This window comes from Pseudomonas sp. NPDC090755 (genome assembly GCF_044769005.1).
Classification (GTDB): domain Bacteria; phylum Pseudomonadota; class Gammaproteobacteria; order Pseudomonadales; family Pseudomonadaceae; genus Aquipseudomonas.
In genome coordinates this window covers 42,257-56,198 of sequence record NZ_JBIVXC010000023.1, presented here as the reverse complement: position 1 = coordinate 56,198, position 13,942 = coordinate 42,257, and the positions used below count along the sequence as shown (strand labels likewise).

The window sequence follows — 13,942 nt, the reverse complement described above, 5'->3', positions numbered from 1 at the left end:
TCTAAGCCCGTAGGGGCTGGCAGGTGCTTGCGATTGTTGCGTCTGTACCGGGTCTGATTGATATAAAGTGCCAGGATCAACAACAGAAAATTAAGATCATGCCAAAAATCACCCTGGATGCTTTTGACCGCAAGATTCTCGATGCCCTGCAACGCAATGCGCGCCTGAGCAATGTCGAACTGGCCGAACTGATCGGCCTGTCACCTTCGCCATGCCTGCGGCGGGTACGCCTGCTGGAAGAGGCGGGCCTGATCAAGGGCTACGCCGCCCAGTTGGATCGCGATGAGGTGGGATTGGGGCTGACGGTGTTCGTCGGGGTCAAGGTCGAGCGCCACCATGAGCCGGCGGCCCAGGCCTTCCAGCAGGCGGTGCTGGCCTTGCCGCAGGTGATCGCCGCGCACCTGGTGTCGGGCGAGTCGGATTTTTTGCTGCAGGTGGTGGTGCCGGACCTGCGCAGCTACGAGCGCTTTTTGATCGATACCCTGCTCAAGCTGCCGGGTGTCAGCGATATCCGCAGCAACTTCGCCATCCAGACGGTCAAGCCCCATGGGCCGTTGCCGTTGGGGCATCTGGGCGTAAGTTAACGCTGGACAGACCTGTGTAGCAGGCGCACCATGATCTCAATACATTTTGCTTGCTGACCTCGACTCGTACCGCTACCACCGCCAATCGCGACGCAGGTACGAGAAACCAATGACCAGGCAGCAAGTAAATCAAGGCCCTGTCGCAATGGACGGGGCCTTGTCATTTCAGGGCTCAGTCGTCGATCTGCTGGCAGAAGCGCAGACGGTTGCCGAACGGATCGGCAATCTCCATCTGCAGGCCCCAGCCCACATTCACCGCCGATGGGCGGGAATAACCATAGTGTTTGTCGAGCAGCTCACGCTGCAGCGCGTTGATGTCCTCGACCCGGGCGAATACCGTCGAGCCCGGCGTGGCATCGCCATGGTGCTCGCTCAGGTGCAGGATCAGGTTGTCGCGATGGATCTGCGTGTACAGCGGCAGGTCGGGCTCGAAGCGGTGTTCCCAGTCGAGGGTGAAGCCGAGGAAGTCCAGGTAGAACTCCTTGGCTTTTTCCACCGAGAAGATGCGCAGGACCGGGATGGCGGGGGCTAGGTGCATGGCAAGGCTCGCTTCAGGTGACGGGCTGGAATGGCTTGCAGCATAAACGATTCTTGTTCGTCTTTCCTCTGTGGGAGCGGGCTTGCCCCGCGATCGCTACACCTTGAACCTGCGCCTCTGTTGCTTTCAGTCCGCAGGCAAGGGAGCATTGTGCCCAATGCGTGAGCCTTGTCGCTTCACTGCAGTACTCGAGATCGGATATGAACAACTGCATCAACCTACAACAACCGGTGCCAACAGCATGATCGAAGTTACCGAGGTTTCCATTGCCGAGCTGCGCGCCGCGCTCGAATCCGGGGCCACCACAGCGGTCGAGCTGGTCAATGCCTACCTTGCGCGTATCGACGCCTATGACGGCGCCGATACCGCTACCGCCCTCAACGCCGTGGTGGTACGCAACCCCGAGGCGCTCGCAGAAGCCCGCGCCTCCGATGCCCGTCGGGCCGCAGGCAAGGTCCTGGGTCCGCTTGACGGCATTCCCTACACGGCCAAGGACAGCTACCTGGTCAAGGGTCTGACCGCCGCCTCCGGCAGCCCGGCCTTTGCCGAGCTGGTCGCCCAGCGCGACGCCTTCACCATCGAGCGGTTGCGCGCCGGCGGCGCCATCTGCCTGGGCAAGACCAACATGCCGCCGATGGCCAATGGCGGCATGCAGCGTGGCGTCTATGGCCGGGCCGAGAGCCCGTATAACGCCCAGTACCTGACCGCGCCATTCGCCTCGGGCTCCTCCAACGGTGCCGGCACTGCCACTGCGGCAAGCTTCTCGGCCTTCGGCCTGGCCGAAGAAACCTGGTCGAGCGGTCGTGGCCCGGCGTCCAACAACGGCCTGTGCGCCTACACGCCCTCGCGCGGGGTAATCTCGGTGCGTGGCAACTGGCCGCTGACGCCGACCATGGACGTGGTGGTGCCGTTCGCCCGGACCATGGCCGACCTGCTCGAAGTGCTCGACGTGGTGGTCGCCACCGACCCCGACACCCGTGGCGACCTCTGGCGTCTGCAGCCCTGGGTGCCGATCCCGAGTGTCGACTCGGTGCGCCCGGCCTCCTACCTGGAGCTGGCGGTAAGCGCCGACTCCCTGAAGGGCAAGCGCTTCGGCATTCCACGCATGTACATCAACGCCGACCCTGAAGCCGGCACCAGCGAAGCGCCGGGCATCGGTGGCCCGACCGGCCAGCGCATCAACACCCGCGCCTCGGTGATCGACCTCTGGGAGCAGGCGCGCAAGGCGCTGGAAGCGGCAGGCGCCGAAGTGATCGACGTCGACTTCCCGCTGGTGTCCAATTGCGAGGGCGATCGTCCTGGCGCGCCGACCGTGTTCAACCGCGGCCTGGTGTCCAAGGAATTCCTCCACCATGAGCTGTGGGACCTGACCGCCTGGGCCTTCGATGACTTCCTCCAGGCCAACGGCGATCCGAAGTTGAACCGCCTGGCCGATGTCGACGGCCCGCAGATCTTCCCCCACGATCCGGGCACGCTGCCCAATCGCGAGGGCGATCTGGCGGCAGGCATGGACGAGTACGTGAAGATGGCCGAACGCGGCATCACGCCGTGGGACCAGATCAGCACCGTGCCCGATGGCCTGCGCGGGCTTGAGAAAACCCGCAAGATCGACCTCGAAGACTGGATGGACCGCCTGCAGCTCGATGCCGTGCTGTTCCCAACCGTCGCCGATGTCGGCCCGGCCGATGCCGACGTCAACCCGGCCTCGGCGGACATCGCTTGGAGCAACGGCATCTGGGTCGCCAACGGCAACCTTGCCATTCGACACCTGGGCGTGCCGACCGTGACGGTGCCCATGGGCGTGATGGCCGACATCGGCATGCCTGTGGGGCTGACCTTCGCCGGCCGTGCCTATGACGACTCGGCCTTGCTACGCTTTGGCGCAGCGTTCGAATCGACCGGCAGCAAGCGGATGATTCCGCCGCGTACAGCGCCATTGAAGGCTGGCCACTAAGTGCCGGGGCGGGGTTGGGGCGCTTGCGTTCCGACTCCGCTCAAGCGCAAAGGGAATTGAAGATGAACATCGAAAAAATCCAAGGACGCCTGGCGTTTCTGCGTGAGGCCGAGCAACTCAAGAGCGTGCTGCGCAGCGCGCACACCTCGACGGGTCGGCCAGAAAGCACGGCCGAACACACCTGGCGCTTGTGCCTGATGGCAATCGCCTTCGCCGACGAGCTGGCCGATCTCGATCTGCTCAAGGTGCTCAAGATTTGCGTCATCCACGACCTGGGCGAGGCCATCCACGGTGATATTCCGGCGGTCAGCAAGGCGGCGTTTCCCGACAAGAGCGAGCAGGAGCGCAACGACCTGCTGCACCTGACCCGCACCCTGGACGAGCCGCTGCGCACCGAGATCATGACGCTCTGGGAGGACTACGAGCTGGCGTCGTCCCGCGAGGCGAGGGCGGTCAAGGCCCTGGACAAGCTGGAGACCCTGCTGCAACACAACCAGGGGATGAACCCCGAGGGCTTCGACTATGGCTTCAACCTGGGGTATGGCAAAAAGCAGACCGATGCCGAACCCTTGTTCAAAGCCATGCGCAGCCTGATCGACCAGGACACTCGAGAGAAGATCACGATGACGATCAGCATTCGCAATGAACAAACCGAGGATATCGACGGCATTGCCCGGCTCACGGAAGCGGCATTTCGCGACGCACCGCACTCCAGCCACACCGAGCAGTTCATCGTCGACGCCTTGCGCCGTCACCAGCAACTGAGCGTGTCGAAAGTGGCGCTGGCGGGCGACACCCTCGTCGGCCATGTGGCGGTTTCCCCGGTCGTGCTGTCGAACGGGGCGACCGGCTGGTATGGCCTGGGACCGATCTCGGTGGCACCGGATCGCCAGGGGCAGGGCATTGGCTCGTTGCTGATGAAGGCTGCCCTGGCCGAGCTTAAGGATCTGGGCGCCGCAGGTTGCGTGCTGCTGGGCGATCCGGGCTACTACGGGCGCTTCGGCTTCAAGGCCGGCTCCGGTCTGGAGCTGCCGGGCGTGCCGGCCGAGTACTTCCAGGCACTGTCCTTTACGGGTGAGCTACCCATTGCTGCGGTGAGTTATCACTCGGCTTTTGAGGCCACCGCCTGACGGAGTAGCCGCTGCCGCCAGGCTGCGATCGGCCGTGAAACGGCCGTAAAACCTGGCGACCTCAGTACGTCAGGTACAACGAGGTGACCGGGTTGCGACCGCTGCGCGGTCGATCGCAGCCTCGTTCCTCGGCAGCGGCTACCCCTGTAAGCGTCGTCGCACCGCCGCGCCTACAGTTGCCCATCTTCGGCCTTGTCCAGCAACCAGCCGCGAAACGCTTGCAGCGCCGGCAGCGCCTGGTTGCGCGGCGGATACACCAGGTAGTAGCTGCGGGCGCTGGCATAGGGCAGGGTGGGGCTGGTCAGCTCGCCGCTGGCCAGCTCCTCGGTGATCAGGATGCGCGGCACCAGGCCGATGCCGATATCGGCCCGTACGGCCTGGATCAGGTGCGAGGTCAGTTCGAAGCTCGGCCCCAGGCGCATGGCCTGGTGTGCCAGGCCGTGATGGGTGAACCAGTCGCCCCAGGCGTTGGGGTTGTTGGCGACGCTGAGCAGCACCTGCTGGCTGATGTCCTGGGGGCTCCAGGCCGGGCGCGTGGCTGCCAGGGTCGGCGACAGGATCACCATCAGCTCTTCGGCATGCAGGCGATGGCAGACCAGTCCCGGCAGATCGCTGGTGGCAACCACGATGGCGGCATCGATGCCGCTGGTGGCGAAGTCCACCGGCTCGATCCGCGAGTTGATGTGCACCAGCACCTCGGGGTGGCTGCGGTAGAACGCGTGCAGGCGCGGCAACAGCCATTTCGAACCGAAGGTCGGCAGGGTGGCCAGGCGCAGGCTGCCGCCTCCGGCCTGGTGGGCAATGGCGTGCAGGGTGGCGCTGCGTACCCGGCCCAGGGCTTCGCTGATTTCGCGCTGGTACAGGCGCCCGACGTCGGTGAGCTTGACCGTGCGACCTTCGCGACGAAACAGCATCACGCCCAGTTGCTCCTCCAGCGCCTGGACCTGGCGGCTGACCGCGCTCTGGGTCAGCGACAGCTCGACGGCTGCGCGGGTATAGCTTTCATGCCGGGCCGCGGCCTCGAACGCCAGCAGCAGGGACATGGATGGGGTGAGGTTGCGGTAATTCATTCGTAAAAGTCATCAAAGGCGGCGGGAATATCCGTTTGTGCCGGGCGCCAGGCTGCGGGATCATTGCATCATCCACCAGTAGACGGTGTGCTGACCATACCGTTTTCGCAAGTATTCCTGATTAGCCCGACCTGAAAGAGGCCATCCCCCGATGATCGCCCGACTGACCGGCACCGCACCGGCCACGCTGTACCCTGATTTCCTTGAAGCGCTGCGCAATGCCGGTTTCCGTGGCCAGCTCAGCGCCGACTACGCCACCCGCGCGGTGCTGGCCACCGACAACTCCATCTACCAGCGCCTGCCCCAGGCCGCCGTGTTCCCGATGGACGTCGAGGACGTGGCGCGCATCGCCACGCTGATGGCCGAGCCGCGCTTCAAGGCCGTCAAGCTGACCCCCCGTGGCGGCGGCACCGGCACCAACGGCCAGTCGCTGACCGACGGTATCGTCGTCGACCTGTCGCGGCACATGAACACCATCCTCGAAATCAATGTCCAGGAGCGTTGGGTACGGGTCCAGGCCGGTGTGGTCAAGGACCAGCTCAACGCCGCGCTCAAGCCCCACGGCCTGTTCTTCGCGCCGGAGCTGTCCACTTCCAACCGCGCCACCGTCGGCGGCATGATCAACACCGACGCCAGCGGCCAGGGCAGTTGCACCTACGGCAAGACCCGTGACCACGTGCTGGAGCTGTCCAGCGTACTGCTCGGCGGCCAGCGCCTGGACACCCGGCCGCTCAGCGATGCCGAGCTGGACCAGGCCTGCGCCGAACCCGGTCGGGCCGGCGAGGTGTACCGTGCCGCCCGGCAGATCCAGGAAACCCAGGCCGAGCTGATCGAGCGGATCTTCCCCAAGCTCAACCGCTGCCTGACCGGCTACGACCTGGCGCACCTGCGCGACGAGCAGGGCCGCTTCAACCTCAACAGCGTGCTGTGCGGTGCCGAAGGCTCGCTGGGCTATGTGGTCGAGGCCAAGCTCAATGTGCTGCCGATTCCCAAGTACGCGGTGCTGGTCAATGTGCGCTACACCAGCTTCATGGACGCCTTGCGCGACGCCAATGCGCTGATGGCGCACAAACCGCTGTCGATCGAGACGGTGGACTCCAAGGTGCTGATGCTGGCGATGAAAGACATCGTCTGGCACAGCGTCGCCGAGTATTTCCCCGCCGACGCCGAGCGTCCGACCCTGGGTATCAACCTGGTGGAGTTCTGCGGCGATGATCCGGCTGAGGTGAATGCGCGGGTAGAGGCATTCGTTACCCATCTGCAAGCCGACACCAGTGTCGAGCGCCTGGGCCATACCCTGGCCGAAGGCGCCGAGGCGGTGACCCGGGTCTACACCATGCGCAAGCGCTCGGTGGGCCTGCTGGGCAACGTCGAAGGCGAAGTGCGTCCGCAGCCGTTCGTGGAAGACACCGCGGTACCGCCGGAGCAACTGGCCGACTACATCGCCGATTTCCGCGCCTTGCTCGACAGCCATGGCCTGGCCTACGGCATGTTCGGTCACGTCGATGCCGGCGTGCTTCACGTGCGCCCGGCCCTGGACATGAAGGACCCGGCCCAGGCGGCGCTGGTCAAGCCGATCTCCGACGCCGTGGCGGCGCTGACCCACAAATACGGCGGCCTGCTCTGGGGCGAGCACGGCAAGGGCCTGCGTTCGGAGTACGTGCCGGACTTCTTCGGTGAGCTGTACCCGTCGCTGCAGGCGCTCAAGGGTGCCTTCGACCCGCACAACCAGCTCAACCCCGGCAAGATCTGCACCCCGCCGGACAGCGCCCAGGGCCTGATCAAGGTCAACGAGGCGCCGATGCGTGGCGACTACGACCGGCAGATCGACGAGCGCGTGTGGCAGAGCTTCGGCAGCGCCGTGCACTGTAACGGCAACGGCGCCTGCTACAACTACGACCCCAACGACGCCATGTGCCCGTCGTGGAAAGCCACCCGCGAGCGCCAGCACTCGCCCAAGGGCCGTGCCTCGCTGATTCGCGAGTGGCTGCGCCTGCAGGGGGCTGCCAACATCGATGTGCTGGCCGCGGCCAAAGGCAAGACCGCCTGGCTCAAGGGCCTGCCGGCGCGCCTGCGCAACAACCTGGCCCGTGACAAGGGCGAGGCCGACTTCTCCCATGAAGTCTACGACGCCATGGCCGGTTGCCTGGCATGCAAGTCCTGCGCGGGCCAGTGCCCGATCAAGGTCAACGTACCGGAATTCCGTTCGCGCTTCCTCGAGCTCTACCATGGGCGCTACCAGCGGCCGCTGCGCGACTACCTGATCGGCTCGCTGGAATTCAGCATTCCCTACCTGGCCCATGCACCCGGCCTTTACAACGCAGTGATGGGGTCAAAATGGGTGGGCAAGCTGCTGGAGCGCCATGTCGGCATGCTCGACAGCCCGCTGATCAGCCGCTACAACCTGCAGGCCACGCTGACCCGCTGCAATGTGCGCGTCGCCAGCATCCCGGCGCTGCGCGAACTCACCCCGGCCCAACGCGAACGCAGCATCGTGCTGGTCCAGGATGCCTTTACCCGCTACTTCGAAACCCCGGTGCTGGCGGCGTTCATCGACCTGGTCCATCGCCTTGGCCACCGCGTGTACCTGGCGCCGTACAGCGCCAACGGCAAGCCCCTGCACGTTCAGGGTTTCCTCGGTGCTTTCAACAAGGCGGCGATCCGCAATGCCCGCCAGCTCAGTGCCCTGGCCGACTGCGGCGTGCCGCTGGTGGGCCTGGACCCGGCCATGACCTTGGTCTATCGCCAGGAGTACCAGAAGGTGCCGGGCCTGGGCGACTGCCCGAAAGTGGCACTGCCCCAGGAATGGCTGATGGACGTGTTGCCTGAGCAACCGACCCGGGCACCGGCCAGCTACCGCCTGATGGCCCACTGCACCGAGAAGACCAACGTCCCGGCCAGCACCCGCCAGTGGGAGCAGGTGTTCGCCCGCCTGGGCCTGAAGCTGGTGACCGAGGCCACCGGTTGCTGCGGCATGTCCGGCACCTACGGCCATGAAGCGCGTAACCAGGAAACCTCGAAGGTGATCTTCGAACAGTCCTGGGCAGGCAAGCTGGACAAGGAGGGTGAAGCATTGGCCACCGGCTATTCGTGCCGTAGCCAGGTCAAGCGCCAGGCGGACCGCACCTTGCGTCACCCGCTGGAGGCGCTGTTGCAGCACCTCAGCGCCTGAGTTTGCGGCTGCTGCGCAGCCGATCGCAGGCTTCGCCAGCTCCCACAAAGGTGATCGCAGGGTATTCGTGGGAGCTGCCGCTAGGCTGCGATCGGGCGCGTAGCGGCCGTAAAGCCTGATCGCGCGATACGTGCAAACCCCGGGATCGCTGCTATTCCTATGGGATCAAGCGGTCCGCAAGGAATAGCCGTTGATGCTGGTCGTCGAGCAGCTGTGCAAGTCGTTCACCACTGCCCAGGGCACGCTGCCGGTGTTGCAGGGGGTCGACCTGTGCCTGGCGCAGGGCCGGAGCCTGGCGCTGATGGGCGAGTCGGGCAGCGGCAAGAGCACGCTGCTGCACCTGCTCGCAGGCCTCGACCGTGCCGACAGTGGGCGCATCCTGATTGACGGCCAACCCCTCGATGCTCGCTCGGAACCTGAGCTGGCGCGTTGGCGCCGGGAGGGTATCGGCCTGGTGTTCCAGCACTACAACCTGATCAGCAGCCTGGATGTCGCGGCCAACCTGGCCTTTCAGGCGCGGCTGGCGGGTCGCCACGACCGGCGCTGGGTGGATTACCTGGCAGGGCGGCTCGGGCTTGCCGAGCTGTTGCAGCGTTACCCGGAGCAACTGTCCGGTGGCCAGCAACAGCGGGTCGCCATCGGTCGGGCGCTGGCAGGGCGACCGCCGCTGGTGCTGGCCGACGAACCCACCGGCAGCCTCGACGAGGCGAGCAGCGACGAAGTGCTGGCGCTGATGTTGCAATTGGTCAGCGAGGTCGGCAGCAGTGTGTTGATGGTCACCCACAGCCGTCGTCTGGCCGATCGACTGGAGCAGCGCTGTTTCCTGCACGCCGGTCGGGTGCAGGCCGAGAAAGCCTGATGAGTCCCTTGCTGATCACCTTGCAGGCGCTGCTCAGTCATTGGCGGCGCCATCGCTTGCAGTTTTTCAGCATCTTCACCGGCTTGTGGCTGGCCACGGCATTGTGGACCGGGGTCCAGGCCCTCAACAGTCAGGCGCGCGCCGACTACGCCCGGGCCAGCGCGGTGCTGGCCGGCCCTGCGCAAGCGCAGCTGGTGGCGCGTGGCGGTGAGCGTTTCGACCAGTCGCTGTACCTGCAACTGCGCACCCTGGGCTGGCAGGTGACGCCGGTGCTGGAAGGCCGTCTGCCGATTGCCGGGGAGCCGGCGCAGAGTGTCCGGCTGATCGGGATCGAACCCTTGAGCCTGCCGCCGACCACGACCATCGCCGGCGCCGCGTTGCAAACCTTCGACCTGCGAGCGTTCATCGGCCCTGCCGGACAGGCCTGGGTCGGTCCGGATACCCTGCGGCAACTGGGCCTGCAAGCGGCGGATCGGGCCACAAGCAGCAGCGGCCAGCTGTTGCCGCCTTTTGTCCTCACGCCACAGTTGGCGCCGGGGGTCATTGTCGTCGACATCGGTCATGCGCAGGTGCTGCTGCAAGCGCCGCAACAACTGTCACGGCTGTTGCTGGCCGATGAGCCTGGGCCGTTGCCCGCCGACCTTGCCGAGCGCCTGAAGCGGCAGGCGCCCAGCGACGACGGCGACCTGCAGCGCCTGACCGACAGCTTCCATCTCAACCTGACCGCACTGGGCCTGTTGGCCTTCGTCGTCGGACTGTTCATCGCCCACGCCGCCATCGGCCTGGCCCTTGAACAGCGCCGGGGCCTGATTCGAAACCTGCGGGCCTGTGGTGTCAGCTTGAACGTGCTGTTGATCGGTCTGGGGCTGGAGCTGGGCGTCTTCGCGCTGCTGGGCGGCCTGGCCGGGGTTGCCAGCGGCTATGTGCTGGCCGCCCTGATGCTGCCCGATGTCGCTGCCAGCCTGCGTGGCCTGTACGGGGCGCAAGTTGCCGGGCAACTGAGCCTGCCGGCCTGGTGGTGGCTGGCCGGGCTGCTGGTGAGCGTGCTGGGGGCTTTGCTGGCGGGTGTTGGCAGCGTTCTGCGTGCCGCCCGTCTGCCGCTGCTGGCCCTGGCGCAACCCCAGGCGTGGCGCCTGGCCCAGGGGCCCTGGTTGCGCCGCCAGGCGCTGGCGGCGGGGCTGTTGCTGCTGGTGGCGCTGGGTTGTTGGCGCCTGGGCAACGGCCTGCCCAGCGCCCTGGTCCTGCTCGCGGCGCTGTTACTGGCGGCAGCGTTGTTGTTGCCCGCACTGCTCGACGGTGTCCTGGCCGCGCTGGCGCGCTTGTGCCGCAAGCCGTTGTCCGAATGGTTCATCGCCGACAGCCGCCAGCAACTGCCCGCGCTGAGCCTGGCGCTGATGGCCCTGCTGCTCGCCCTGGCCGCCAGCGTCGGGGTGGGCAGCATGACCGAGGGCTTTCGCAAGACCTTCACCACCTGGCTCGACCAGCGCCTGGCGTCGGACCTTTACGTCACCCCCCGGGACACCGCGCAAGGCTTGCAGATCAGTGCCTGGCTCACAGGGCAACAGGCCGTCAGCAAGGTGCTGCCAAGCTGGCGACTTGACTTGCGCCTTGAGGGCTGGCCCGTCCAGGTCCAGGGCATCGTCGATGATCGCGCCTACCGCACACGCTGGCCGTTGCTGGCGCAAAGCGCGCAGGCCTGGGAGCACCTGGCGAGCGGGCAGGGGGTGATGCTCAGTGAACAACTGGCCCGGCGCCTGGGCCTGCAACTGGGTGACAGTCTCCAGTGGCCGGACGAACCCACACCCGCCATGACGGTGGTGGGGGTATATGCTGATTACGGCAACCCCAAGGGGCATCTGCTGGTCAACGCCGACTGGTTGCGCGAGCACTGGCCCGAGGCGCGGTTGAGCAATCTGAGCCTTGGCCTGGTGGCCGACGCCGGCCCGGCACTCAAGGCCGAGTTGCAACAGCGCTTTATGCTGGACGACAGCCGGGTGGTCGAGCAGGCCAACCTCAAGCGTTGGTCGACCGAGGTGTTCAGCCACACCTTTGCCGCCACGGCCGCGCTCAACAGCTTGACCCTGGGCGTCGCCGGCGTGGCCTTGTTCATCAGCCTGCTGACCCTGAGCCAGAGCCGCCTGGGCCAACTGGCGCCGCTCTGGGCGCTGGGTGTACGGCGTATGCAACTGGTGTGGCTGTCGCTGGGCCAGACCCTGATGTTGAGCAGTCTCACCGTACTGCTGGCGATCCCCCTGGGCCTGCTTCTGGCCTGGTGCCTGGTGGCGGTGGTCAATGTGCAGGCGTTCGGCTGGCGCCTGCCGCTGCACCTGTTTCCCGGGCAATTGTTGCACCTGGCCTTGCTGGGGGTGGCGACCAGTCTTGTGGCCAGCGCCTGGCCGTTGTGGCAACTGGCGCGCCGCCAGCCGGGCGAGTTGTTGAGGCACTTTACCGATGAAGCCTGAAGCCTGTGTGCTGATTGCCTTGTTGTTGCTGGGCGGCTGCGATCCGCCTGCACCGCAACCGCAAGGCTTTGCCGGGTTGGGGCAGGAGCCTGGCGCCTTCGAGCAGGTGACACGCAATCATGAACTGGCGTTTCCTCGCGATCATGGTGCCCACGATGGTTTTCGTATCGAGTGGTGGTACATCACGGCGAACCTCAAGGACGCCGAGGGGCGCGAGTGGGGTGCGCAGTGGACCCTGTTCCGTTCGGCCCTGCGCACCGGTGCGGAAACGGCGGGCTGGGACAGCCCGAACCTGTGGATGGGCCATGCGGCCCTGACCGGCCCGGGTGGTCATCAATCCAGCGAGACACTGGCCCGCGGCGGCATCGGGCAGGCCGGCGTTCAGGCCCAGCCGTTTCGGGCCTGGATCAACGACTGGTCGCTACAGGGCGGCGCAGGCATCGACAACCTGCAGATGAGCGCCCACGGCAAGGATTTTGGCTACCGCTTGAACCTGGTCAGCGAGGGGCCACTGGTGTTGCACGGCGCGCAGGGATACAGCGAAAAATCCGGCAAGGGACAAGCCTCCTATTACTACAGTCAGCCGTTCTACCGGGTCAGCGGTGAAGTCGAACGCCAAGGCCGGCGCGTGGCGGTCACCGGCAACGCCTGGCTGGACCGCGAGTGGAGCAGCCAGCCGCTGGCGGCCGGGCAATCAGGCTGGGACTGGTTTTCCCTGCACCTGGAGGGCGGCGCGAAACTGATGCTGTTTCGCGTGCGCGAAACGCAAGGCTTGCCTTATCGCGCAGGGACCTGGGTCAGCGCCCAGGGGCAGGCGCAGACCCTGCAGGGCGAGCAGATCCAGCTCACGGAACTTGCCTGGACCCGCCAGGCCAATGGCCGTGAACTGCCGACCCGCTGGCGGGTGCAGGTGCCGGTGCACGGCGTGGATGTCGAGGTCCAGGCGCTGGAACCGCGCGCCTGGATGGACACCCGTTATGAATACTGGGAAGGGCCGGTGCGCTTGAGCGGCAGCATGGGCGGCCGGGGTTACCTGGAAATGACTGGTTATTAGGCGACTGCTGCGCAGCCGATCGCAGGCTTCGCCAGCTCCCACAGTTGTCAGGTGATCGCAGGGTATTTGTGGGATCTGCCGCCAGGCTGCGATCGGGCGCGCAGCGGCCGCAAAACCTGTCACCACCGAACATCCAGCGGCTATCGGCGATGCGCTGAATGCAATCGCATCGGCTGTTCTGGCATCATCGCCGGCCTTACACCATCAGGGAAGATCAACCTCCAATGCGCGAAAGAAAATCAGCCAGGCTCCTGGTCGTGAGCCCCGAGCAGAACGTCCTGTTGTTCAGGTTCGTCCACAAGGACGGTGCCCTGGCCGGTGACGATTACTGGGCGACGCCGGGCGGTGGCCTGGAAGAGGGCGAGACCTTCCACTGCGCGGCACTGCGAGAGCTGCGCGAGGAAACGGGAATCGAGGCCAGTGATGTCGGGCAGCCCGTGGCTCACCGCCGCTTTCCCCTGCAATTGCCCTGCGGCGAGTGGGTGTTCTCGGTCGAGCAGTTCTTTGTGGTGCGTGCGCAGTCCGAGGTGCTCTCTCGCCAGGGCTGGACTGCTCACGAAGTCCAGGTGATGGCGGATCATCGCTGGTGGTCTGCCGATGAGCTGCGCACCACCCGGGAGCAGGTCTGGCCGGAGTCGATCGTGACGACGCTGGAGAATGCGGGGGTGTTTACGGTGTCCGGCAATCCCGCGTCATGAGTCATACCAGGGGGCTCTGGATGCCAGATGGATGTGCCTGTGCTTTGGCGACGTGAAGTCGCTGTCCAGGGTACCTAGCGCCACCGAGATCCAGTCGGCGTACTCGCCCTGGCTTTTCGACCAGAACAGCGACGAGCCGCACCGGGAGCAGAACTGGCGCAGCACCGATTCGGAGGAGGGGTATGCGGTGATGGCTTCGACCCCTTGCGTCACCAGCAGGTCGCTGCGCCGCACGCTGGCATAGCTGGCGAACGCCGCGCCATGGCTTTTGCGGCATTGGCTGCAATGACAATGGGCAAGTGCCTTGGGTCGAGCGCGCAGTTCGTAGTGCACGGCGCCGCACAGGCAGCTGCCGTGGAAGGTTTCAGTCATTTGCTCAATCACCCGGCAGACAAGACGCGGCAATCTAACCTGCCTGTGG

The 13,942-nt window shown here is 65.8% G+C and carries 11 protein-coding genes and 1 pseudogene; 9 read left to right on the top strand and 3 right to left on the bottom strand.

Translation table 11 applies throughout. The features are described 5' to 3' along the window. Positions 1-107: 107 nt before the first annotated feature. A complete protein-coding gene (locus ACIQUS_RS24305) occupies positions 108-584 on the top strand; it encodes an Lrp/AsnC family transcriptional regulator (protein WP_403052750.1) in 477 nt (158 codons plus the stop codon). Positions 585-756: 172 nt separating this feature from the next. Here ACIQUS_RS24305 and ACIQUS_RS24300 read toward each other — a convergent pair whose 3' ends face one another. Next, positions 757-1,122, bottom strand: a complete 366-nt coding sequence (locus ACIQUS_RS24300; RefSeq protein ID WP_403052702.1) for a glyoxalase superfamily protein — start codon at positions 1,120-1,122, stop codon at positions 757-759. Between the two features lie 241 nt (positions 1,123-1,363). Between ACIQUS_RS24300 and ACIQUS_RS24295 the strand changes: the two genes are divergently transcribed. The 3 genes and pseudogenes from ACIQUS_RS24295 to ACIQUS_RS24285 all read left to right on the top strand — a co-directional run bounded on the left by ACIQUS_RS24295 (position 1,364) and on the right by ACIQUS_RS24285 (position 4,206). Next, the gene (locus tag ACIQUS_RS24295; protein WP_403052699.1) at positions 1,364-3,076 is read left to right on the top strand and encodes an amidase; all 1,713 of its coding nucleotides are present in this window, start codon (positions 1,364-1,366) and stop codon (positions 3,074-3,076) included. Positions 3,077-3,138: 62 nt separating this feature from the next. Then, positions 3,139-3,702 (top strand): annotated as a pseudogene (locus ACIQUS_RS24290) (HD domain-containing protein); the annotation flags it as partial. Further along, complete coding sequence (locus ACIQUS_RS24285) at positions 3,700-4,206, top strand: GNAT family N-acetyltransferase (RefSeq protein ID WP_403052747.1); 507 nt, start codon at positions 3,700-3,702, stop codon at positions 4,204-4,206. The pseudogene ACIQUS_RS24290 and the gene ACIQUS_RS24285, both read left to right, overlap by 3 nt. Positions 4,207-4,376: 170 nt before the next feature. Here ACIQUS_RS24285 and ACIQUS_RS24280 read toward each other — a convergent pair whose 3' ends face one another. Next, the gene (locus ACIQUS_RS24280) at positions 4,377-5,276 is read right to left on the bottom strand and encodes a LysR substrate-binding domain-containing protein (RefSeq protein ID WP_403052696.1); all 900 of its coding nucleotides are present in this window, start codon (positions 5,274-5,276) and stop codon (positions 4,377-4,379) included. A gap of 151 nt (positions 5,277-5,427) precedes the next feature. On the opposite strand from ACIQUS_RS24280, the gene ACIQUS_RS24275 reads away from it, so the two are divergent. From ACIQUS_RS24275 to ACIQUS_RS24255, 5 genes are all read left to right on the top strand, one after another. Then, a complete protein-coding gene (locus ACIQUS_RS24275; RefSeq protein WP_403052693.1) occupies positions 5,428-8,448 on the top strand; it encodes an FAD-binding and (Fe-S)-binding domain-containing protein in 3,021 nt (1,006 codons plus the stop codon). A gap of 193 nt (positions 8,449-8,641) precedes the next feature. After that, positions 8,642-9,307, top strand: a complete 666-nt coding sequence (locus ACIQUS_RS24270) for an ABC transporter ATP-binding protein (RefSeq protein ID WP_403052690.1) — start codon at positions 8,642-8,644, stop codon at positions 9,305-9,307. After that, positions 9,307-11,769, top strand: coding sequence for an FtsX-like permease family protein (locus tag ACIQUS_RS24265; RefSeq protein ID WP_403052687.1), 2,463 nt, complete (start codon positions 9,307-9,309; stop codon positions 11,767-11,769). Before ACIQUS_RS24270 ends, ACIQUS_RS24265 begins: the two co-directional genes overlap by 1 nt. Beyond that, positions 11,759-12,823, top strand: coding sequence for a lipocalin-like domain-containing protein (locus ACIQUS_RS24260; protein ID WP_403052684.1), 1,065 nt, complete (start codon positions 11,759-11,761; stop codon positions 12,821-12,823). The genes ACIQUS_RS24265 and ACIQUS_RS24260 overlap by 11 nt, the downstream gene beginning before the upstream one ends. 224 nt (positions 12,824-13,047) lie before the next feature. Further along, positions 13,048-13,521, top strand: coding sequence for an NUDIX hydrolase (locus tag ACIQUS_RS24255; RefSeq protein WP_403052681.1), 474 nt, complete (start codon positions 13,048-13,050; stop codon positions 13,519-13,521). On the opposite strand, the gene ACIQUS_RS24250 is transcribed toward ACIQUS_RS24255, so the two are convergent. Next, a complete protein-coding gene (locus ACIQUS_RS24250) occupies positions 13,516-13,893 on the bottom strand; it encodes a GFA family protein (protein ID WP_403052678.1) in 378 nt (125 codons plus the stop codon). The genes ACIQUS_RS24255 and ACIQUS_RS24250 overlap by 6 nt on opposite strands. Positions 13,894-13,942: the final 49 nt, after the last annotated feature.